The sequence below is a fragment of the Compostimonas suwonensis genome (assembly GCF_002797855.1).
Classification (GTDB): domain Bacteria; phylum Actinomycetota; class Actinomycetes; order Actinomycetales; family Microbacteriaceae; genus Compostimonas; species Compostimonas suwonensis.
The window spans coordinates 171,385-192,093 of sequence record NZ_PGFB01000005.1; the positions used below are offsets into that span (position 1 = coordinate 171,385).

General features: G+C 64.8%; 19 protein-coding genes. 7 read left to right on the forward strand and 12 right to left on the reverse strand.

The genetic code is table 11. From position 1 onward, the window contains the following. The first annotated feature begins 88 nt into the window (after positions 1-88). Together CLV54_RS14265 and CLV54_RS14270 are read left to right on the forward strand one after the other, a co-directional pair. On the forward strand, positions 89-1,048 hold the full coding sequence (locus CLV54_RS14265) for a G5 domain-containing protein (RefSeq protein ID WP_170062007.1): 960 nt from the start codon (positions 89-91) through the stop codon (positions 1,046-1,048). A 95-nt stretch (positions 1,049-1,143) separates the two neighbouring features. Then, positions 1,144-1,692 (forward strand): YdcF family protein, encoded by a 549-nt coding sequence (locus CLV54_RS14270; RefSeq protein ID WP_100345659.1) that lies wholly within the window; start codon positions 1,144-1,146, stop codon positions 1,690-1,692. An 8-nt stretch (positions 1,693-1,700) separates the two neighbouring features. Here the strand turns inward: CLV54_RS14270 and CLV54_RS14275 are convergent, their stop codons facing one another. Continuing rightward, positions 1,701-2,480 (reverse strand): HAD-IIB family hydrolase, encoded by a 780-nt coding sequence (locus tag CLV54_RS14275; protein ID WP_245861748.1) that lies wholly within the window; start codon positions 2,478-2,480, stop codon positions 1,701-1,703. Positions 2,481-2,656: 176 nt separating this feature from the next. Between CLV54_RS14275 and CLV54_RS17585 the strand changes: the two genes are divergently transcribed. Then, positions 2,657-2,902, forward strand: coding sequence for a hypothetical protein (locus tag CLV54_RS17585; protein WP_157802988.1), 246 nt, complete (start codon positions 2,657-2,659; stop codon positions 2,900-2,902). 114 nt (positions 2,903-3,016) lie between these two features. Here CLV54_RS17585 and CLV54_RS14280 read toward each other — a convergent pair whose 3' ends face one another. From CLV54_RS14280 to CLV54_RS14305, 6 genes are all read right to left on the reverse strand, one after another. Next, positions 3,017-3,520, reverse strand: a complete 504-nt coding sequence (locus CLV54_RS14280; protein WP_157802989.1) for a hypothetical protein — start codon at positions 3,518-3,520, stop codon at positions 3,017-3,019. Between the two features lie 67 nt (positions 3,521-3,587). Continuing rightward, complete coding sequence (locus CLV54_RS14285) at positions 3,588-5,510, reverse strand: DUF4012 domain-containing protein (protein WP_157802990.1); 1,923 nt, start codon at positions 5,508-5,510, stop codon at positions 3,588-3,590. Between the two features lie 28 nt (positions 5,511-5,538). Beyond that, positions 5,539-6,852 (reverse strand): UDP-glucose dehydrogenase family protein, encoded by a 1,314-nt coding sequence (locus CLV54_RS14290; RefSeq protein ID WP_100345908.1) that lies wholly within the window; start codon positions 6,850-6,852, stop codon positions 5,539-5,541. A gap of 116 nt (positions 6,853-6,968) precedes the next feature. Continuing rightward, on the reverse strand, positions 6,969-7,973 hold the full coding sequence (locus CLV54_RS14295) for a GDP-L-fucose synthase family protein (protein ID WP_100345663.1): 1,005 nt from the start codon (positions 7,971-7,973) through the stop codon (positions 6,969-6,971). Positions 7,974-7,975: 2 nt separating this feature from the next. Beyond that, the gene (gene gmd / locus CLV54_RS14300; protein WP_100345664.1) at positions 7,976-9,007 is read right to left on the reverse strand and encodes a GDP-mannose 4,6-dehydratase; all 1,032 of its coding nucleotides are present in this window, start codon (positions 9,005-9,007) and stop codon (positions 7,976-7,978) included. Positions 9,008-9,112: 105 nt separating this feature from the next. Further along, on the reverse strand, positions 9,113-10,369 hold the full coding sequence (locus CLV54_RS14305) for a glycosyltransferase (protein ID WP_100345665.1): 1,257 nt from the start codon (positions 10,367-10,369) through the stop codon (positions 9,113-9,115). A 68-nt stretch (positions 10,370-10,437) separates the two neighbouring features. On the opposite strand from CLV54_RS14305, the gene CLV54_RS14310 reads away from it, so the two are divergent. Genes CLV54_RS14310 through CLV54_RS14325 form a run of 4 tightly spaced genes read left to right on the forward strand, consistent with a single transcriptional unit; the run spans position 10,438 to position 14,392 of the window. Beyond that, entirely contained in the window at positions 10,438-11,031 is a 594-nt protein-coding gene (locus CLV54_RS14310; protein ID WP_100345666.1) for an LbetaH domain-containing protein, read from the forward strand. 1 nt (position 11,032) lies between these two features. Further along, complete coding sequence (locus CLV54_RS14315; RefSeq protein ID WP_100345667.1) at positions 11,033-12,175, forward strand: glycosyltransferase; 1,143 nt, start codon at positions 11,033-11,035, stop codon at positions 12,173-12,175. 16 nt (positions 12,176-12,191) lie between these two features. Further along, entirely contained in the window at positions 12,192-13,376 is a 1,185-nt protein-coding gene (locus CLV54_RS14320; RefSeq protein ID WP_157802991.1) for a glycosyltransferase, read from the forward strand. Next, positions 13,373-14,392 (forward strand): glycosyltransferase family 2 protein, encoded by a 1,020-nt coding sequence (locus CLV54_RS14325; RefSeq protein ID WP_100345669.1) that lies wholly within the window; start codon positions 13,373-13,375, stop codon positions 14,390-14,392. Before CLV54_RS14320 ends, CLV54_RS14325 begins: the two co-directional genes overlap by 4 nt. Before the next feature lie 44 nt (positions 14,393-14,436). Here CLV54_RS14325 and CLV54_RS14330 read toward each other — a convergent pair whose 3' ends face one another. From CLV54_RS14330 to CLV54_RS14350, 5 genes are all read right to left on the reverse strand, one after another. Then, a complete protein-coding gene (locus tag CLV54_RS14330; RefSeq protein ID WP_100345670.1) occupies positions 14,437-15,510 on the reverse strand; it encodes a polysaccharide pyruvyl transferase family protein in 1,074 nt (357 codons plus the stop codon). Positions 15,511-15,574: 64 nt separating this feature from the next. Beyond that, entirely contained in the window at positions 15,575-16,963 is a 1,389-nt protein-coding gene (locus tag CLV54_RS14335; protein WP_100345671.1) for a Coenzyme F420 hydrogenase/dehydrogenase, beta subunit C-terminal domain, read from the reverse strand. A gap of 66 nt (positions 16,964-17,029) precedes the next feature. Continuing rightward, positions 17,030-18,289 (reverse strand): oligosaccharide flippase family protein, encoded by a 1,260-nt coding sequence (locus CLV54_RS14340; protein ID WP_100345672.1) that lies wholly within the window; start codon positions 18,287-18,289, stop codon positions 17,030-17,032. 39 nt (positions 18,290-18,328) lie between these two features. Next, complete coding sequence (locus CLV54_RS14345; protein WP_157802992.1) at positions 18,329-19,618, reverse strand: O-antigen ligase family protein; 1,290 nt, start codon at positions 19,616-19,618, stop codon at positions 18,329-18,331. 11 nt (positions 19,619-19,629) lie between these two features. Next, positions 19,630-20,673, reverse strand: a complete 1,044-nt coding sequence (locus CLV54_RS14350; protein WP_100345674.1) for an acyltransferase family protein — start codon at positions 20,671-20,673, stop codon at positions 19,630-19,632. Positions 20,674-20,709: the final 36 nt, after the last annotated feature.

Below are 20,709 nucleotides of genomic sequence, written 5' to 3' on the forward strand. Positions count from 1 at the left end.
TTCATCGATATTCCACAAGCGGCCTGTGTCCGCCCGTGCGGTCTCGAATCCCCTTCCCTCGGGGCGAGCCGCAACGGAACGAGATCGCATGAGTGCAACACCAGCCGGCTGGTATCCCGACCCCGACGACAGAACGCAGCTCCGCTGGTGGGACGGGGAGACGTGGACGCAGAGCCGGTACACGCCGCCCGCCGGCGACGCACCGCCGGCGCCGCCGGCGTCACCGCCGAACGCACTGCGACCCTGGATCCCGACGATCATCGGAGGCGCTGTCACAGCCTTCTTCGCACTCGTCTTCGGCCTGACCAGCGGGCTCGCCGGCCTTCTCACGGTTCTCGGCCTGGCCGCCCTCCTCACCGGGATCTACGTCACGATCACCGGTCGACGGTCGTGGCTGCGCCTGCCCTCGCGCAACATCGGTGCGATCGTTCTCGCCGTCGGAGCGATCGCCTTCGTCGTCGGCCCGGTGTACGGAGCGGCGAACACATCGATGAACTCCTCACTCGACTCGGCGTCGATCGCCGAGCACTCCTCCCCCACTCCGTCGGCGACACGCACGCCCACCCCGACGCCCACGCCCGTCGTGACGCAGAAGGAGATCCAGGAGGTCGCCCCGATCCCCTTCGAGCGTGTCAACCTCGATGACACGAATCTGGATGCCGGCACGACCGTCGTGACCGTCGGTGGGGTCGACGGCGAGCAGACGACGACCTACACCGTGACCTACACCGACGGAGTGGAGACGGCTCGCACTGTCGCACGGCAGGAGGTCACCCGGCAGCCGGTCGCCGAGGTCACCAACGTCGGAACACGTCAGCCGCCGCCTCCCGTCGAGGCGCCGGCAGCACCCGCCGAGCCGGCGCCCGAACCCGCGCCCGCTGGGGACTGCGACCCGAACTACTCGGGCGGCTGCGTTCCCGTGGCGAGCGACGTCGACTGCGCGGGCGGAAGCGGCAACGGACCGGCCTACGTGGACGGCCCGGTCTACGTGGTCGGCAGCGACGTCTACGACCTCGACCGCGACGGAGACGGAACCGCCTGCGACTGACTCAGACCGCGTCGAATGAATTCGGCGCACACCTCCCTCCGCCGAAATCAGATCACGTTTACACGCCTGCCACATCTCTCTCGTAGCATGCGGTTATGCGACCGATTCGCACCGCCGTCACCGTATTCGGTTCCCTCCTCGCAGCCGCTGCGCTCATAGCGGTCGCCGGCCTGCCCGTCTACGTGTTCCCTCGCACCGATGATCCGGCCCCCACGGACGTCGTGGTCGTGCTCGGACCCCCGCGAGAAGAACGCGTCGAGGAGGCCATGCGCCTCCTCGACGCCGGGCTGGGCGATGCGCTTATGGTGTCGGTGCCGTCTCACGGAAAATACAGTGCAGCGGAGTTGGACGTCTGCACAGAGAAGCACAGCTACCCCGTCTACTGCGAGGTCCCCGATCCCTTCACCACACGAGGTGAAGCCCGATGGCTCAGACAAATGGAAGAGACCCACGGTTGGAGCAGCGCGACGGTCATCACCTTCACTCCTCACATCTCGCGTGCACGCGTGCGAATGGAACGGTGCTTCAGCGGGGAGATACGCATGATCGCAGCGGATCCCGAGATCCCACTGCTCGAGTGGGCGCGCCAATACATCTATCAGACGAGCGGATTCGTCAAAGTCGCCTTTGAGAGCGACTGCTGACCGCCGGCTCAGACCGCGTCGAGCCCGTACTGCGGGATGAGGGCCTCGATGTACGCGGCCGTGTCCTCCCAGCCCTCGACGGCCTGCGTGTCGACACCGAGCGCCTTGACAGGGTAGTCGTTGCCGTCGGGGTCGAGGCGGTCGCCGACGAAGAGCATGTCGTCGAGCGGGATGCCGGTAACCTCGGCGAGCTTCTTCATGCCGTAGGCCTTGTCGATGCCCCGGCGGGTGATGTCGATCGACGTCGAGCCGCCTGAGCGCACCTCGAGGTCGGGAAGCAGTGCGGCGACGCGTTCGCGCAGAGCGCCCTTCTTCTGGCCCGTCGGATCCCACTGCGACTTCGCGGCGACGGGCGCGGCCTGCCCGAGCGCGGAGAACGTGATCTGCGAGCCCCGGTCTTCGAGGATCGGGCCCCACGTCTCGTCCGCCCAGAAGCCCAGGGCCTTCGCCTCGGTCTCGAGGGCGTCGAGCGCGCGCGCCTTCTCGTCGTCGCTCAGGTTCTCGGCGTACACGAGCTGCCACTCGCCGTCTGCACGGTGGTAGTACTGCGTGCCGCAGGTGGGCATGAGGTGCAGCCTCTCGAGCACCGCCTCCGGGGCCACCGGCAGACGTTCGAGCACCTGGGCCCGGAACTGCCCGATCTGGCCGCCCGAGATGATGCACACCGGGGCGACCTCGAGCAGCCCGACGAGCAGCTCACCCATACGCGGGTCGATGGGCGATTTGGATGCCGCGAGAGTGTCGTCGAGGTCGAACGCGACGAGTCGGGGCGCAGGGGTGGCAGTCACGGCCTCCACACTATCGAACGCCGATGGTGGCTGACGTCGCCACTCGCCGCACGCACAACGCGCAGGATGCCGTGCCCGACTCCCCGCACGAGGGGCACCCATAGATGGGCTTCACGGCGTCCACCCGATGTGATTGCATCGAAACATCCCCAACCATATTTAACCGGAGTTAATGGATGCCCCCCGAAACCGTTCCTCCTGTCATCACGCGCCGATTCGGCTCAGAGAAGGCAAAGCCGAAAATCACCGCTCTGTACCATGCGAGCAAGGGCTGGATTCCGCCGCACACGCGTTCAGTGGTGCTGGCCCACGACACCGCGCAGCATTTCCGCCGCCAGGGTTTCACCATGGTGCGTGCGAGCTGGCGTCTTCAGACTCATGAGTTCTCGCTGTCTGAGATCGCGCCCGGCACGACCCTCTGACCCAAGACCCCGAACGACAGAAGGCCCCGGGATTTCTCCCGGGGCCTTCTGTCGTATCGCTTCTTGTACTAGAAGAGTTGCTTAGTGTCGGTTACCAACACCCTCTAGCAGGCTTCAGGCCTGTGCGCGCTGGCGGCGAACGATGCCCAGCACCACCACGAGGGCGATACCGAGAGCGAGGGCGCCACCGGCAGCCCAGATGATGAGAACGGGTGCGTCGTAACCGGTGGACGGAAGTCCACCGCCTCCACCGCTGCCCGAACCGGCATCAGCCGGTGCGACGGTCAGCGTGCCGACAGCAGTGACGCCGCCCGCCGTGACCGTGATCGTGTAGGTGCCCGGAGCTGTGGCCGACGCCGTGTAGCTGACCGCGCCATCGGCGTTGGTCGGCTTCGAGAGCGTGGTGGCCTTGAAGACGGCGAGCGTGACGGCGTCAGGCGCCGTGGCGGTGCTCGGCACATTGGCCGGGAACCCCGTGAACGTGAGCGTGGTCGAGCCGCCGACCGTCGTGGTGGCCGACGGTGCGCTCGGTGTGTAGCCGGCTGCGTTAGCAGCGGCAGGAACCGCGAAAATGGCCAAAATGGCCAGAACTACGGCCGCGAATGCCTTTTTTGCCATAGAAACTACCCCCTAAATAGTTTTGTTGGTGTGTCGCCGACACTGGCTCCCCCAGAACGAGGTACCTCTACCATAGAGCATTCTCACAGCTAAGGTCGAGTCGGGATGTTTCCAGACTGTAAACAAGAGGCGTATTTTCGATCACGATCCTCTTCTTCACGGGCTCGTCTCCGAGGAATCCGAACTCGTACGTCGCGGATTCTCCCGGGGCCAATTCGACCTGCAGGTAGCTCAGCGTGTACCCGCTGTCGCTCGTCGGCTGATATGGGGCGTCCTCACCGTCACGGGCGACGCCGAGGTTGTATGAGCCGGGCGGGCCGTAGACGGCGATGTTGGTTCTGATGCTTCCCGGCGTCACTCCGTAGACTCCCCCTCCAGTTACATAGGGGGGCAGCGAAGTGGCGGCGTCAGGCGGCGCAGTGTTTGCGAGAGTTACCCTGATACCGTAATTCGGCAGCCCGTCTCTGCGACAGATGACCTGACCAGTGGCGATCGAGACGTCCAGGTACGGGTCCATTTTGGCGCCCGTCGCATCGTTGAGGTAAACCCCAAACCGCTCTTCATCAGGCGTGCTTTGCGGTAAGCCGCCTGACAGCGTCGTTCCTGTGAGAATGTTTTGCGTGGCCGAATCCGAATTCCAGATCAGGATCCGGCGCTCGTTGCCTGCCTTCGCAAAAGCAGAGATGAGTTTGAGTGGGTCAACTTCACCGGATGCGACGGCAGAGAACACCGCGACAGCGGCTGCTTCGAAGAAGTCATCCTGCTCGCTAGATTTGGAATAGCGCGAGTAGACATCACGAAGGAGTAGCTGAACCGCGTTCTCGCTCGACAAAGTATCCCCTGTAGGCAGCATGATCGGGCCCGAGGCTTCCAGGATGTAGGACAGCGCCACGGGGTCGATCGCTATGACTCCGTCGATCGTGCCGCCGAATGCGTTTTGCCACATTCCGCTGGCGATCTGCGCGGCAAGCGGAAACTGAGGCGTGAGGTTGACGTCCTGGATATAGCGGGTCGTGTCATCGCCGTAGAGCGCCTTCGTCTCGATCGGCAAATCGAAAGGAGGAGGCTCGAAGCGTTGGAAGTCTCCCGACGACGCCTGCGCCGCGAGCTGAAGGGCGCCGTTGTCGGTGTGGATGAGCGCGATCGCGCCCGAGATCCCGCCCGTCGACCGCAGCTCCGCGTTGTTCTGGAACAGCACGAGGTAGTTGCGGGGGCCCTCGGCGCCGAGCATGGCCGGCACGAGCTTCACCGCCCCGTCGAGCGCGGTGACGGCCGTCGATGCGTCGCCGAGCAGATCGCTCAGTTGGTCGTGCGCGTCGGCGAGCGGGCCGATGACCCCGGAGCTGTCGATGCCCGATGCCCGTTCCTCCGCGTGTCCCAGCGCGTTGGCGGCGAGCGCGACGCTCGGTCGCGAGTCGATCATGGGCTGCAGATCCACCTGCCCGCCGACCGGCTTGAAGTCGCTCAGCTGGATGGAACCCGCGAGCTGGCTGAGGGGCAGCACGGCACCCTGCGCCACGTCGTCGACGGTGCCCGCGAGTTCGCGCATGACGGTGAGGTTCTTGCCGATCCACGGCAGCGTCTCTGCCGCTCGCCAGACCGGGTCGCTCGTGAGCTGTGCCGCGGAGGTGGCGTGCACCGTCAGCCGGGCGCCGTCGGCCTCAGCCGCCGCGCCGTCGGCGGCGACGATGTCGGACTGCACCTTCTTGGCGAGCGGCAACGCCGCCTCAAGCTCGCCCTTCGCCAGGAACGCCCGCACCCCAATCCAGGCGATCCCGGCCAGCAGCACCGCGAGCACCCCGACGATCGACCACAGCCAGATCCTGCGGGCACGACGCCTGCGACGGCGGCGGCTGCCGTGGCTGCGACCTCCGCCTCCATGGCTGCGGCTGCCAGCGCTACGTCCGTTGCCGCTGCGCCCGCTGCCGCTGCGACTGCCGCCCCCGTGGCTGCGGCCGGCGTGCTCGCTCGATGAAGGAGTCCCGGTCATCGGGCTATTCAAACAGACGAAGCTGCGATCACGGGCGACCCATCCCGCGGTAGGTCCAACCGGCGGCACGCCAGGCCTCGGCGTCGAGGCAGTTGCGGCCGTCGATCACGATGGCGTTCGCCACGAGCGCTTTCGCCGCGACCGGGTCGAGCTCGCGGAACTCTTTCCATTCGGTCACCACGACAACGGCTTCGGCTCCGTGCAAGGCGTCTTCGACGGTTTCCGTGAAGGAGAGCTGCGGATGTTTGCGCGCCGAGTTGGCGATGGCCTCCGGGTCAGTGGCCACGACCTCGGCGCCGAGGCCGTGCAGCTGCACCGCCACGTCGAGCGCCGGAGAGTCGCGGATGTCGTCGGAGTCGGGCTTGAAGGCGAGGCCGAGCACGGCGATCTTCTTCTGATAGACCTGGCCGCCGAGAGACTCGACGACGAGGTCGACGGCGCGCTGACGGCGGCGCAGATTGATCGCATCGACCTCTTTGAGGAAGGCGACCGACTCACCCCGCCCGAGCTCCTCCGCGCGCGCCGAGAAGGCGCGGATGTCCTTGGGCAGGCAGCCGCCGCCGAAGCCCACGCCGGCGTTGAGGAAGCGACGGCCGATGCGGGCGTCGAAGCCGATCGCGTCGGCCAACTGCGTCACATCCGCACCCGTGACCTCGGCGATCTCGGCCATGGCGTTGATGAAGGAGATCTTCGTGGCGAGGAAGGCGTTCGCCGAGACCTTCACGAGCTCGGCGGTCGCGTAGTCGGTGACGACGAGCGGGGTGTCGTTCGAGAGCGCGGTCGCGTAGATCTCGTCGAGCAGGGCCTTGGCGACGAGACCCCTCTCTCCCTCCGGGATGCCGTAGACGAGGCGGTCGGGCGAGATGGTGTCTTTCACGGCGAAGCCCTCGCGCAGGAACTCGGGGTTCCAGGCCAGGAGCGCGCCCGAGCCGGAGGCGTCGATGCGCGCGGCGAGCCGCGCCGCGGTGCCCACGGGAACCGTCGACTTGCCGACGAGCAGGTCGCCCTCCGACAGCTGCGGGATGAGCGACTCCACGGCGAGGTCGACGTAGGTCAGGTCGGCGGCGTACTCCCCCGCTTTCTGCGGCGTGCCCACCGCGAGGAAGTGCACCTTCGCGCCCTTGAGCTCGGTGACATCCGAAGTGAACCTCAGCCGGCCGGATGCGGTCGCCGATTTCAGGATCTCGGGCAGGCCGGGCTCGAAGAACGGCGCCTCCCCCGCGCTCAGCGACCTGATCTTGGCCTCGTCGACGTCGAAGCCGATGACGTCATGCCCGAGCTCCGCCATCGAGGCCGCGTGCACGGCCCCCAGATAGCCGCACCCGATCACAGAAATCTTCACGCGGTCGTCCCCTTTCACAGCATGATTCTCACATCGTTCCCTTGTATAGCGCAGGGAGACGACACGATCCTTTGGTTCCGCGCGACTCTACGAGGCGCGGGCGACCCGCAGGCCAATTATTCGCGAACGTTTCCGGTGTGTTCGCGATACCACTCGACGGTTGATCTCAACCCGTCCTCGAGGCCGATCCGCGAGGTCCATCCCGCGTCACGGAGCTTCGAGACGTCGAGCAGCTTCTGGGGTGTGCCGTCGGGCTTGCTCGTGTCCCACACGGTCTCGCCCTCATAGCCGACGACGCGGGCGATCGTCTGCGAGATCTCCTCGATCGTCACATCAGTTCCCGTGCCCACGTTGACCTGGGCCGGCCCGTCGTAGTGCTCGAGCAGGTGCAGGCTCGCCTCGGCCATGTCGTCGACGTGCAGGAACTCGCGTCGCGGCGTTCCCGTGCCCCAGTTCACGACGCTCGTCGCCCCGGATCGCACCGCCTCGTCGTACCGGCGGATCAGCGCGGGCAGAACGTGCGAGCCCGTCGGCGAGAAGTTGTCCCCCGGCCCGTAGAGATTGGTCGGCATCGCGGAGATCCACGGCAGCCCGTACTGACGCCGCACGGCCTGGATCTGCATGATCCCGGCGATCTTGGCGATCGCGTATGCGTCGTTCGTGGGCTCGAGGTGCCCGGTCAGGAGACTGTCCTCCACGATCGGCTGCGGCGCGAACTTCGGGTAGATGCATGAGGAGCCGAGGAACAGCAGGCGATCGACACCGTGCTCGAGCGCGGCATCCAGCACGTTGCCCTGGATGCGCAGGTTGTCGCTCAGGAAGTCGACGGGATAGGTGCTGTTCGCCAGGATGCCGCCGACCTTCGCCGCAGCGAGCACGACGTAACGCGGCTTCTGCTCGGCGAAGAACGCGAAGACCGCGTCCCGGTCTTTGAGGTCGAGCTCGGCGGAGCTGCGGCCGACGAGATCCTCGAACCCTTCGGCCTGCAGCCTGCGCCAGATGGCCGAGCCGACCAGGCCGCGGTGGCCGGCGACGTAGAAACGGCTCGAGCGGTCGAGCGGCGCCGGGGTGAAGTCGACGGCGTCTCGGTCGTCGTGCACGACCTGGGTTGCGTCGCTCATGGTCAGTTCGTGCTCCAGCTCGCGAGCTTCACGGTGTCGATCCACGGGCGGCCCGCGCATTCGAGCGCCTCGATGTCGGCATCGACCATGATCCGGGCGAGCTCCGCGGTGTCGACCGTGGGAACCCAGCCGAGCTTCTCGGCGGCCTTCGACGCGTCGCCGACGAGGGCGTCGACCTCTGTCGGGCGGAGGTAGCGCTCGTCGAACTTCACGTGATCCTGCCAGGTCAGCCCGGCGTGGCTGAAGGCCGTCTCGAGGAAGTCGCGCACCGTGAAGTTGCCGCCGGTCGCGAGCACGAAGTCGTCGGGCTCATCGGCCTGCAGCATGCGCCACATGCCCTCGACATACTCGGCCGCGTAGCCCCAGTCACGGATCGCGTCGAGGTTGCCCAGGTAGAGCGCATCCTGCGAACCCGCCTTGATGGCGGCGACGGCCCGGGTGATCTTGCGGGTCACGAAGGTCTCGCCACGGCGAGGCGACTCGTGGTTGAACAGGATGCCGTTGACGGCGAACATGCCGTACGCCTCGCGGTAGTTCTTCGTGACCCAGTAGCTGTAGACCTTGGCGGCGCCGTACGGCGAACGCGGGTAGAACGGCGTCTCCTCGTTCTGCGGAGGCGGCGTCGCGCCGAACATCTCCGACGACGACGCCTGGTAGAACCTGGTCTCGATGCCGGTCATCCGCACGGCCTCGAGCAGGCGCATCGATCCGACGCCGGTCGTGTCGCCCGTGTGCTCGGGCTCGTCGAACGAGACCCGCACGTGCGATTGCGCCGCGAGGTTGTAGACCTCGTCGGGGTTCACCTGGCCGAGCAGGCTGACCAGACGGGCACCGTCGCTCAGGTCGCCGTAGTGCAGGAACATCCGCGCCTCGGGATCGTGCGAGTCCTTGTACAGGTGGTCGATGCGCGCCGTGTTGAACGTCGATGAACGGCGGATGAGGCCGTGCACCTCGTAGCCCTTGTTCAACAGGAGTTCGGCGAGATACGAGCCGTCCTGGCCGGTGATACCCGTGATGAAAGCTTTCTTAGCCAAGCGGCCCCCTAGTCGCAATGGAAAATGTCGGTCGCGGCCTCATGGGCAGGCGCGGTGCGCACTCGACTGTCTTGTCAGCATACTGCTCAGCAGATTGCGAGCTGGTTAACGGTTGATGCGCGCGGTGTTACGTGCGGCAAGACTCTGGAGCCAGGTGTCGAAATGGTCGATGGCCGCGTCCTCGGCGAGCACCGCCTCCCGATACCGCTTGCCCGCGGCACCCAGCCGAGCCGCCCGCTCCGAGTCCGCGCCGAGGGAGACGGCCACCGCGACGAGCGCCGCCGGATCCTCGGCGTCGATCCTCAGACCGCCCTCCGACGCCTCGATCTCGCCCGCCGTGACGCTCTGCGCGTCGGTCGCCGCGACGACCGGCAGGCCGGTGCTGAAATACGAGGTGAGCTTGCTCGGCACGGCCATCTCGGCCACCCCCGCCTTCTCGTTGACGAGGAGCACGTCGGCGCTCGCCATCACCCGCTGGTACTCCCCCTCGGGCAGCGGGTCGATGAACTGGATGCGCTCGACACCCGCGGCGAGGCGCCCGAGCTGCTCGCGCTGGCTGCCGCCGCCGAGCAGCACGAAGCGCACGGGGGCGCCGTCGCGATCGGCGAGCCTCGCGGCATCCACGACGTTCTCGAGCGCCTGCTTGGTGCCCTGGTTGCCCGCGTGCAGCACGATGACCTCGTTCTCGCCCCAGCCGAGCCGAGCGCGCTCCGCCGTGCGATCGACCTCGGGCGACGGCGGCAGGTGCGTCCAGTTGCGGATGACCTCGACGCGGTCGCCGGGCACCGAGAGCCGCTTCACGAGATAGTCCTTGAAGCGCGTGTGGATGACCGCGACACCGGTGGCCGAGCGGGCCGTCCAGCGTTCGGTGGCCCCGAGGATGCCCGCGACGCGCGAGCCGCCCGCACCGGTCTCCACGATCCCGAGGCTGTAGATGTCCTGGATCCACACGGCGCTCGCGGGGCGCCGAAAGCCCCAGCGCACCCGCAGCATGGCGATCGCGCTCGAGATGAGCGCCGGCGAGACCAGGATCACGACGTCGGGCTTCTCCCAGCGCGCAAAGAGCGTGCGCACTCCGAAGGTCACCTCGGAGAACAGACGCCGGATGCCGCTGGGCCGAGCCGGCACGTAGTGCAGCACGCGCGTCAGCGGCACGTCATTGTGAAGTTCTTGTTTCGTCCATCCGCCGTACCCGTCTGCGATCTTCCAATCCGGATAATGTGGATGAGCGCTGATGGCTCGAATCCGATGACCGCGCTGGTGCAGTCCACGCGCCAGAGACGTCGTGTAGGGCGCGATGCCGGTGGGCTCCGGGGCGAAGTTGAGCCCCAGTATTGTGATTCGTGCAGGAGAGTGGGCCACAGCGGCACACTAGCGGAATCGCGTTTCAAGATTGTGACGCTGGTCAAGGCTGAGGGGGGCCTCCGACGATGAACGAGTCAGAGCAGGAGACGATCCCGATCGTCTCGCTGAAGAACGCACCCGGCGAGCGAGCGGCGTGGGATCGCCCGCGCGGCGTCGTCTACCTCTGGGCGATCATCGAGTTGCTCTTCGTCACCAATGCCTGGCAGATCAGCTCGTCGCTACGTGTGCGGATGCTCCGGCTGTTCGGCGCGGAGATCGGCTCGGGCGTGACCTTCCGCCCGCGCACCCGCGTGAAGTTCCCGTGGAAGCTGCACATCGGCGACGACTGCTGGATCGGCGAAGGCGTCTGGTTCCACAACCAAGACCACATCTGGGTCGGCCGCGACGTCGTGCTCTCACAGGAGACGATGCTCACGACCGGTAGCCACGCCCACCGCACCGACATGGCGCTCATCACCAAGCCGATCCGCATCGAGGACGGCGCCTGGGTCACCTCGCGCTGCATAGTGCTCGGCGGCGTAACGATCGGCCGTTCGGCCCTCGTCGGCCCCCTCACGGTCGTGCGCACGGATGTCGCGCCCAACACGGTCATCGGCCAGGCCGACCCCGTCGTGCGCGGCGAGCGTTTCCGCCGCAGCCCTCTCCGTCAGGAGCGCTGAGGTGCGCATCCTGCACGTCGCCACCCTCGTGACACCTGACGGCGCATACGGAGGGCCGATCCGCGTCGCGGAGAACCAGCTGCGCGAGCTGTCGAGCCGCGGCCACGAGGTCGAGCTCATCGCAGGCCACCGAGGTTTCGACACGGTTCCCACCGAGGTCGGCGGGGTGCTCGCCTCGCTCTTCCCCGTCTCGCGCATCGTGCCCAAGACGGGCTTCGCCGGGCTCACCTCGCGTCGGCTGCAGGCGCATCTCAGACGACGGTTCGCCGAGGCGGACGTCGTGCACGTGCACCTCGCACGAGATCTGATCACCCTGCCCGCCGCACGGGCCGCGGTGCGCGCCGGCGTGCCCCTCGTCGTGCAGACGCACGGCATGATCGACGAGTCGGCCAACCCTCTCGCCGGGCCGCTCGACGCCCTCATGACCCGATCGGTGCTCGCGAACGCCCGAGTGCTCACCCTGACCGGCGAGGAGGAACAAAGCCTCGTCTCCGTCGCGCGCAGGCCGCTCGACATCACGCGCATCCCCAACGGCGTGCCCACACAGGGACTGCCCGCCTCCTCCGACGATTCGCGCGAGGTGCTGTTCCTCGCTCGCCTGCACGCTCGCAAGAGGCCAGCTGTCTTCGTCGAGATGGCGCAGCGGCTGCTCGCCGAGGGCGTCGACGCGAGCTTCGTGCTCGTCGGGCCGGACGAGGGCGAAGGCCGTGCCGTCCGCGAGGCCATCCTGGCCGCGGGACTCGGCGACCGCGTGCGCTGGGAGGGCCCTCTCGCGCCATCGCAGACCCTCGAACGACTCGCGCGCTGTGCGGTCTACGTGCTCCCCTCGGTCAACGAGATCGTGCCCATGTCGGTGCTCGAGGCGATGTCGCTCGGCCGCCCCGTCGTCATCACGCAGAGCAATGGGCTCGCTGAGCCCTTGCGTGAGGCTGAGGCCGCTCTCGTCGTCGACGAGTCCGTCGAACAGCTCACGGACGCCGTGCGCAGCCTCCTGGCCGACGTGGCTCTCCGCCGCCGCCTGGGTCGCAACGGCCGAGCCCTCACCGACACGACCTACGGCATCCCCGCGGTGGGGGCGCAGCTCGAGTCGATCTACGAAGGACTCGCGCGCCGCGATGTTTTACCCGCAAAGCAGACCAATTGAAGGAGAGACCCGGAGCATGACTCGACCGGAAAGCACGACGATCGCCTTCGTCCAACCGTTCGTCCCCTCGTACCGACGAGGACTGTTCGACGCGATCGGACGCGGGCTCTCGTCCGAGGGTCTCGACCTCGAGGTCTGGCACGATCAGCCCAAGGGCATCGTCGCCTCGCGCAGGAACGCCATCACGGGCCCGTGGAGCGTGCCGATCAAGCAGCACAGGCTCACGGTGCGCAGGCGGAACGTCACCTTCCGCAACATCGGAGGCCGCGCTCGCCAGGTGAAGGCTGTCGTCGCGGGTCTTGCGAGCTCTAACCTCGAGACCTATCGTCTGGCGCTGGACCCCTCGGTCAACCTGATGCTCTGGGGTCACGGACGCAACTTCACGGCCGGCAACAATTCGGTCGACGAGCGGCTCGAGAACTGGCTCATCGGCCGCTCGACACACGTCTTCACCTACACGGACCGCGGAGCCCAGCACCTGGCGGCCTCCGGTGTGCCCGTCGAGAAGATCTCGGTGGTCCGCAACAGCACCGACACCGTCGCGCTCCGGGCAGCACAGGCCTCGGTCGAGCCGGGCTTCGCGGCCACGACGGCGAGCGAGCTCTCCCTCACGCCCGGGCAGGTCGGCCTCTTCGTCGGCGCGTTCGACGAGCCCAAGCGTCTGCCCTTCCTCTTCGCCGCGGCGGACAGGATCCACGAGAGGCTCCCGGGCTTCACGCTCGTGCTCGCGGGTGCCGGTCCACTCGACGACTACGTGCGGGATGAGACGGCGAAGCGCCCGTACACCCGTCTCGTCGGGCGCCTGGAGCTCCCCGAGCTCGGTCGGATGTCGACCGTCGTCGACGTCATCCTCATGCCCGGGCGCGTCGGCCTCGTCGCGGTGGACGCCCTCGCCCTCGGCGTGCCGCTCGCGACCACACGCTACCCCTTCCACGCGCCCGAGGTCGACTACCTGAACGACGACAACGCGATCTGGACCGACGACTCCCTCGAGGCCTACGCGGAGGGCGTCATCGACGTCCTCGCACGCCCCGACCGTCTCGGGGAGCTCAAGACGACCGCGAGGCGCGACGGAGACGGATTCTCAGCCGAGCAGAGCGCCCAGGTCTTCGTCGACGGCATCCTCTCGGGCCTTCGCGAGGGCGGGTCGCACGCGTCGTCGTCGAAGCGCGCCGGTAGCAGCGAGGCGCAGACCCGATGACACAGGTCGGTCTGGTGAGCGTGATCGTGCCGGTCCACAACGCCGAGGGCTATCTCGCCCACGCCCACGCGCAGCTCGCGCCCCTGTCGGGCCCGTCCGTCGAGTTCATCATCATCGACGACCACTCCACCGACGGAACAAGCGCGGGCATCTCGTCGTGGGCCTTCGGCGACAGCGGGGTCACGATCGCGAGCTCCTCGCAGCGCGGCGTCGCGCACACCCGCAATGAGGCCGTGGCCCTCGCCTCGGGCGAGTATCTGTGGTTCGCCGACTGCGACGACGAGTGGTCGGGCGACATCGTCCGGAAGCTGCACGCGCGCGCCGTCGCCGATGACGCCGACATCGTCGTCTGTAACGCACAGAAGGTGCTCGACGACGGCACCCCGCTCGAGGCGATCGTCGACGCCCCTGGCGACACCACGATCACCGGTGCGGAGTCCCTCGGGCGGCTGCTGCGCGGAGAGATCCAGGGTCACCTCTGGAACAAGCTCTTCCGCCGCTCGCTGTTCACCGACGCCGTCTTCCCGGCGACCCGCGCGCACTCCGACCTGGGCGGCATGTTCTCCCTGCTGACCCGGGCTCGACGCGTCTCCCTGCTGAACGCGTCGCTTTACACCTACAAGATCCACGCCGGCTCGATCCTCAACCAACGTCAGTACCGCTGGGAAGACCTCGAGGACTGCCTGGCGCTCGCCGAGAAATCCGTCGGCAGCACCGACGCGAGTCTCAAGGCCGACCTGCGGCGCTTCCGCTATCGCAACGTCGTCATCCCTCTGCAGAACGAGTCGATCCGGCGTGAGGGCTGGGGTGACGCGGCGGAGATCGACCGGGTGCGCCGACGTAACCGGAGACGCGTGAGCGTGAGCGACGTTGCGCAGCTGTCCACGCACGGCGAGGCCGCCGTGGCCGCGCGGGCTGCCCTCATCGCCTGGGCACCGTCGGTCTACCGCCTCATCTACCGCCGCCACCGGCAGCGCCGGTGGAGCGGTGTGGATGCTGCGAACGCCTCAACCTGAGTCGACTGCCTCGACCGGGCCGGCCGTAATCGAGGTAGAACCCGTCAGGCCTTGACGATGAGTGTGGCGAGCCGCTGCACCTCGGAGTCGAGCCGGGTGTGAGCATCTGCGAGACGGAGGCTCACCTCGTCGTGCCGCGTCTCCTGGAAGCGCAGGAACTCGACGACCGTCTCGGCCGTCGCCTGCTCGGCGTCGAGCGAGACCTCCGTGAGACCGACGGTCGCGAAGTGGTCGGCGACCTTCGGCTTGGGCTTGCGCGCGATCTCCACGGGGACGGCTCCGGCCTGAGCGGAGAGGATGAGCACGTGCAGCCGGTCGCTCACGACGAGGGCGCACTCCTCGTAGAGTGCGCGGATGGCCAGCTCTTGCTCCGCATCGCCCCGCGAGCCCCACGGGAGATAGCGTGCCACGCCCTCGCCGAAGCTCTCCGCGAGTTCGCGTGAACGCTCCTCGTCTTCGTCGACCTGGCTCATCGCGACGATCTCATAGTCTCCGGATGCCGCGAACTCCGCGATCCCAGCAAACCACGCCTCATCGGGGAACGCGCGCTTGCCCCGCATGCTCACGAGGATGGTCCGGCGCTCGGACGCCGGTCTGCCCGGGACGCGCGGCTCGCCGAAGGCCGTGTCGGGCACGAGCTTGCCGACGCGCATCTTCGCCAGGCTCGCGGCATCCCGCCACAGCACGACCTGCGAGAGACGGCACGAGAGACGGTAGAACCACGCCGTCAGCGCATGGTAATCGCCCACCGCCCGGGGAGGGCGCACGATCACGCCGCCGCGGATGCGGACGATGAGGGCCATAAGAAGGAACACGGCCTCCGACTTGAGGTGCTCCTTGCCGAGCGGCACCTCCCCCGGATCGAAGACGAGGGCACGCGGGCCCGGCCCGAAGAGCAGCTTCCGCAGCCAGAGCTTGCGCTGGCCGGCGTTGTAGGGGATCTCGCCGTCCCTGAGTCCGATCTGCTCCACCCAGCCCGGGGTGGTCCGGCCCAGATAGGCGTGGATCGTGCCCGTGCCGCGCACCCACTCGAGTACTCTCCGGCGGATGACCGCGTCGCCGAGGTTTCCGCTCACTCCGGTGAGCACGATGAAGACGTTCGTCGGTTTGTCAGACACCCGACATTCCTTTCTAGTTGGCGTTGCAGCCAGAGACGGTGGTGGTGGTGCGAGCGACGACGGATCAGTTCGAGCGGCGGACTCGCCGCACGACCTTCCAGAACTCGCGCTGAGCCTTGTTGCGCACCCTCGTGGTGAAGGTCATCTTCGTCGACTGCTGGTACGAATCGATGAGCGGCTTGATCGCATTGATGTAGACGCCGAGGTCGTTCTGCTCCTTCGCCGCGAGGAACATGTCGTGGCTCTTCGCCGAGATCTCACGACGGCGGCGGATCAGGGCCACCCGTTCGGCGTCGACGTGGCCGTAGCCTGGGGCGACGCGCTTGCGCGGGGTCCAGCGGCCGGCCTTCTCGTCGTCGGCGAGCCGCACAGCGAGGCCCTCGCGACGGTGGCGGAAGTTGCCGCCCTGGGTTTTCGCGACCGTGTCGATGTCCAGGATGTCCACGTCGATCTCGCCGCGCTCGAGTCCTTCGCGCACGATCTCGTCGATGACGACGTTGCGGGTGATGACGACGTTCGTCCCGCGCCAGTCGATCTCGTACTTCGACAGCCATGCGTCGCCGAAGACGACATCCGCCGTCTCCGCGAAGATGTCGTCGCAGTAGTTGCAGGCCTCGAGCTGGAAGACGGCGTGACCCCAGCTGCCGCCGACGAGCGAGAGCGTCTGCTTCTCGCTCCACTCGTCGGTGCGGCGATCCTGCGCGCCGAACTTGTACTGGCGCGAGGTCAGCTCGGGATCCTTGATCCGGAAGTCGACGTTCTCCACTTCTTCGGGCGGAATGCCGAGCTGCCACGCGAACGACTCCGCGTACGACATCGACTTCATGTGGCCGCAGACGATGCCCACGAAGTAGGCGATCTGCTCGGCGAGCACCTCGTCCTCCTTGACCACGAGACGGATGCTGCGGATGGCGCAGGGCACGCCGACGAACGCGTAGCGCTTGCCGTTGCCCCGCACACCGCGAAGGGTGTCGGCGAAGCTCGCCGGGTAGTACTGCGATTTGCGGCGCCCCATGAGCTCGTCCACCGAGTGCGAGACGACGTAGCCGAACATGGGCGACTCGGTCGAGCCCACGTGGATAACGCCATCGACCTCGCCCCTGAGGATCAGCTGAGTGAGGGTCCAGTTGGTCAGTCCGCCCGAGCTGCTCTTGGTAATCGCCTTGTCGTCGGTGATGCGCCCGGCGTACATACCCAGGTACCGTCCGGTCCGCGGGTCGCTCTGGAGCTCGGCGAAAGCCTCGTCGGCGATCTCGTCCTCGTTCTTCGACTCGTCGGCGAAAGGGCAGACCCGTGAGCCGATCTCCTTGTCGGCAGAGGAGACTCCGGCCAGATCGGCCTCGTAGGCACCACGGGTCGTCAGCCGGATGGGAATCCGCCCGCTCGTGGCGGTTCCACAGCCACCGCAGCCCACGCACATGCCGTTCGCGACGACGTTCTCGATCGAACTCATTGGATCTCTCTCTTCATGTCGCTCGTCCTATAAATCGGGTAGATCGTTTGCTGCACGCGCGGGTTTTCATCTATTCGGCTCCCGCCTTATCATGAACACCGCGAGTCTCGCCGCTAGCAATACCGCCTGGATTACGAACGAGATAGACAATCCGTACGCCGCTCCAACTGCGCCCGCCCAAGCTGCACCGATAGCGCATCCAACCAGGCACACCACAGTTGTCGCGACCGCAGTATGCGCCACATAGTGTTTGAGCCCAACCCCCTGCAACAATGAGCCAAGAAGAGCAGCAGCTGAGGCAAAGATAAGCCCGAAAGCGGTGATCTGGATCGGGAAGACTGCTTCGGCATATGCATCTCCTAACAAGACCGGAACGAACCACGGTGCCATTAGGACGATCACGATATACATTACGGAGAGCGCAGCAACGCAGACGGCTACAAGCCGAACGAGTCCGCGAATGGTCCGGTGATCTCTACGAGATGCGTGAGGAAGTAGAACGGACGAAAGAGACGCGGGTAAAATGCGCAGAGGTCCAGTGATTCTGCTCGCCGATGCATAGAGTCCTGCTTGAAACGCGCCTCCAAAGATCGCCGTAACCGTGACATCGAGATTCCTGGCCTGAGTGGCAACCGAATTAAGCCAATAAGGCCACGCCGCTTGCAGTAGAGACCCAATTGGTATGTCGGAAGCTGATGGTAATCGCCTCGCAACAAAGCGGTGCGCAAAGATAGACGATCCCGCCGATGCAATAGCACAAGCAATGCAGAATGCAAGCACCGGGAGCAGACCGCAAAATTGGAGACCTAGGAAGAGAGCAACAGTTATTCCCCGGCGAATGACTAGGTTCAGAGTCGTGACATGTACCTGTCCGTCTACGAAAGCGATACTTAGCCAGGCATCAGCGTTTCTCTCTGCGGCAACCCATATCACCAAGGGCAAGATTTGCCAGAGGAGTGGGCTCACCCACATCGCACCAGCAATAACTGCAGCTAAGGATACAAGAGCCAATACAAAAGACAACTTGTTGTTGAGTCGAAGCGCTGAGGTGACAACCCCACTATCAGGATTTTTTGCGCGCTCCCTGAGCGCAAGCGTCGACACACCAAGATCCACGACGGTCTGTGCAAGCGTGGCGAAACCGAGCACAGTCGAGAACAACCCAAAGTCCGTCGGTGTCAATCCACGTGCGAGCAACACGAACGAGACCGCCTGGATTAGGGCTGCAAGCACTCGTCCGGCGACAACCCAAGCAAATTGGCCAAATATCCGGTTGGCTTTCACGGACACCGCATCCTTCAGCTCAGATGTCTGACCCGTGCTCACACGGAACCCCTCGTGTGTCCTTTGATCTGCTTCCTTGTGTCATCTAGAACTCCTCGACGGCTGTTGTAGGCGATTGGTACGAGCGATGTCGCTTTGTTCCCCGAACATCGCAAGGCTTTTTGCCACCAGCACAAACGAGATGGGAATCCACAGGTATCTGTTAAAAAGACTCGGTGCCGTCATGGCGAAAGCGATCGCGGACACGGCAAGCGCAAGCGCGATTGAGGTGTCCAGACTGCGATCCGCATGTATCCACTGCCCTCGGAAGGGCCTAACAATTGCGAGTATCACAGCGAGAAGTACGAAGGTTCCGCCGCAGTATGCAGCTGCAATAAACAGGTTGTGGGCGGGAAATCGTCCGTCGGCAATCGTGGAGGAGTAATCCAGCCCTGCCCCGACAATGGGATTCCGAATAAACCCATCAACTGCAGCCTGATATGTCGATAGTCGCGAGCCTGAAGTGTTGTACTCGACGTTTCCTCCGAGACCTAGCGTCTGGAGAATACGAGTGAGGGGGTCCAGCGCATTCGATTTTACTTGAATGCTGATTACAAATCCCAGGATGACCGACCCAACGCCTGCGATCAACACAATATGTCGAACCTTGATAACTCGTCGGGCTGCTAGAACTAGGCAACCGACTAGCACTGCCAGAAGGCCGCTGACGCTCCCGCTGAGGAATAGTCCGATCGCGGAGAAGGAGAGAAGGATCAGGGCGCCGAATCTCTGACGACCGGCGGTTCCCGCGAATAGGCCGACCGCGCTCACCACTCCGAGCGATGTGATTGCTCCGGTATCAGAAACACTTTGCGCAAAGCCTGAAAATCGACCAACGTTCGTAACATCCGCACCGGGAATAATGCTGGCGCCTGCAAGATATTGGAGAACAGTACCTGACCCGCAGACAGCAGCGCCTAGGGCAAAGGCGACCAACGCCCTCTTGAACTGTTCCTTTTCTTTAAATACTGCCCGCATAGAGACGGGCAATAGAAACATCACAAGAACCAAACGGACAGCGATTTCAACTGTGCTCTGGGGGTCTACGGCGCGACCTGCTGACAAGACAGCGCCGACCACGAGCATCGTTAGAGCAAGCCAGACAGGAGGCGATATACGAGTGCGCGTAACCTGAATCGAACGCATCCGGGTCATAAGTGTCCCCGCACCTGCGAAAGCGATGCCGATCAGTAGGAGAATATCGCCAACCGTCAGGCCTCCACCAACACGAATACTCAACAACGAACTGAAGAAAATTCCCACATAAAAGAACACTCGCGATGCCCGAAGAAGAAAATCTTCTCCTGAATCGTCTTCGCGTGCTTGAGTCATTCGATGTGCTTTCATTCAGCTGCACGGCTCTGTTGTGTCTTGGCGCCTCTTAACGAGCGCCATAGAGAAACCAGCGGCAAATGAAAAAGATAGCCAACCCATTGCCACCGTCTTTGAGCCCAGACAAATAAGAAGCCGACGAATAGCCCAGCTGCAAGAGACGCGAAGAACAGAACCCATATATTACTGACCCCGACCCGCACAAGCACGTTGAACGTGATAAGGATTGCAGACCAATGAGTGACGTAAAAGACAATTGAGTGCTGACCATATTTCGCGACCCATCTGCCGAATGGACGTGACTGCACAAGCATGCTCAATGCGACCAAAATCAATACCCCTGCGGCCGTTCCCGGAGCCCAGATTGCCTCATAACGAACAGGGATTTTCAGCGCGGCGAACGCTGCAGTTGTCGTGGCGATAAGAGAAGCGGTGATCATTACAGGCCACGAGACCACCATGGCTCCGAGGAGGTTACCGCTGCGAGCGATGAGATCGCCTGCAAGAAAGAAGGAGAAGAGAAAGAGCATACGCTGCCATTCATCTTGATCTTGGAGCAGTTGGGATGCGACCAGGGCCACAGGTATGAGCAGAGAGCGCACTACGGTCGGAAGGAACAAGGAAACCAGATAGAAGATCAAAAGATATGCGAGGTACCACAAATAGCTGGGAGGGTTGTAAAAGATCCGAAGCACCTGATGAAGATCGACCGAGGTGTTACCCGATAGCGAACTAGTGGCAGCAATGAGTCCCAGAATGACCCCCGACCACACCAGGTAGGGCCAACCAATCCGACCAAGTTTACCGAAAACAAACTCAGAATGTGGTTTTGCTAAAGATCGAGGTAAAAGAAACCCAGACAAGAACATTAGAGTCGCCATCCTGAACGGACTTATCGCATCGTTGAAAGTGGTCACACCAAAGAGCGGACTGCCTGTATTCGATGTCACTTGATCAGCTGCGTGATCAAGGATGACCAGAAGGATAGCCAGCCCCCGGAGCAGGTCCATCCACACATGCCGATCTTGCGCTCGTACACGCTTGTCGAGATTCATGATGACTTTCCCCTAAGCTCAATCGCTCTGCCCAGC